Raw genomic sequence first — 760 nt, 5'->3', positions numbered from 1 at the left:
ATCCACGGAGCAACCCAGGCATACGCCCAGCACACCGCTGTCTGCCGTGTAATCCGTATTGGCCAGCTGCTGGAAAGTGGTGGTAGCGGAACAGGTGAAACCGTCGTCGTCACAGACATCGCCTTTACCATCACCATCGCCATCAGCCTGATCTTCATTAGGAATCATCGGGCAGTTGTCAGAGACATCCGGAACGCCATCGCCATCGGTGTCAGTGGGATCACCGCCACCGCCATCACAAACGTCACCAATGCCGTTACCGTCGCTGTCCGCCTGGTTCGCGTTGGCAGCCAGTGGGCAGTTATCAGTGTCGTTGTCCACGCCGTCACCATCACGGTCGTCGTCACACACATCACCAATGCCATCCAGATCCAGGTCAGCCTGGTCAGTGTTAGGAATGTTCAGGCAGTTGTCATTGGTATCAAGGATGGTGTCACCGTCGCGGTCGTCTTCGCAGACGTCGCCGATACCATCGGTATCCGTGTCTTTCTGATCCGCGTTTGCCGTGAACACACAGTTGTCATTGGTGTTATCCACACCATCGCCATCCGCGTCGTCATCACAAACATCACCGATACCATCGTTATCCACATCACCCTGTTCCGGGTTGAAAATGGCAGGACAGTTATCTACCCCATCGTCGATACCGTCGTTGTCCTGGTCGTTGTCCTGATCACAGGCATCGCCAATACCGTCGCCATCAGTGTCATCCTGAGTCGGGTTGGCAACCAGCGGACAGTTGTCAGTGGGGTTGTCTTCC

Annotated in this window: 1 protein-coding gene; it reads right to left on the bottom strand. The window is 55.5% G+C overall.

What is annotated here, in order from left to right; all coding sequences use genetic code 11:
* The coding region (locus tag A3730_RS26015; RefSeq protein WP_197477646.1) for a thrombospondin type 3 repeat-containing protein at positions 1-760 on the bottom strand (760 nt) is incomplete at both ends.

This window comes from Alcanivorax sp. HI0044 (assembly GCF_001634945.1).
The sequence above is the reverse complement of the archived record's forward strand: the minus strand, read 5'-3'. Positions and strand labels throughout refer to the sequence as shown.